1 protein-coding gene is annotated in these 610 nt (G+C 57.0%); it reads left to right on the top strand.

Translation table 11 applies throughout. The features are described 5' to 3' along the window. Positions 1–510, top strand: a 510-nt coding sequence (locus tag RBA40_RS33440) for a hypothetical protein (RefSeq protein WP_306653228.1), incomplete at its 5' end; no start/stop codon positions are given. Positions 511–610: the final 100 nt, after the last annotated feature.

The raw sequence follows: 610 nt of genomic DNA, 5'->3' as shown, positions 1-610 counted from the left end.
ACAACTGTAGCAAGTGTAGCAAGTGTAGCAGTAGCAGAAGTGAAAAATGTCCACTCAGAGTCATTCCCGCAAGCAACTGTAGCAACTGTAGCAGGTGTAGCAGTAGCAAGAACCGGAAACGCCAAAACGGGTTCGGTAGCAACTGTAGCAACTGTAGCAGTAGCAAACTCCAAATATCCCAAACCGAAATTGGCGGAACCATGGCGCGATGCCTTGGTAGCCGAGTTCATCGAGGTTGACGGATTGTCCCCCGAGCAAGCGCAAGCCATGGCGGCAATCTCCATCCAGCCGCGCACGCCCGCCGTCTGGCTGGGCCTGATCGCTGAATTGAACACGTTGATTGCGACGTACTGCGACAGCGCCCAGGTCAGCCAAGAGGCCAAGCAGCGCCTACACGCCGTCGCCGCTTCCCAAAGCCTGGCAAGCATCCCCACAGCAATCGAATGGTTCCGCGCCGAGGTGCGCGCCCTGAACGCATCCACCCTACTGAAAGCACAAAATGAACGATAAATTTATCCCTGCCGCAAACGCCGCCGACCTGTCCGCCCAGTGTGCCGCATTGGTCCGCGCATCCGGCACGTTGATGCACACCCTCATGGTCGACCTTGGT

This window comes from Massilia pseudoviolaceinigra, from assembly GCF_030846505.1.
Classification (GTDB): Bacteria; Pseudomonadota; Gammaproteobacteria; order Burkholderiales; family Burkholderiaceae_D; genus Telluria_A; species Telluria_A violaceinigra.
Note: the sequence above shows the minus strand (reverse complement) of the source record. Positions and strands in the feature narration are given on the sequence as shown.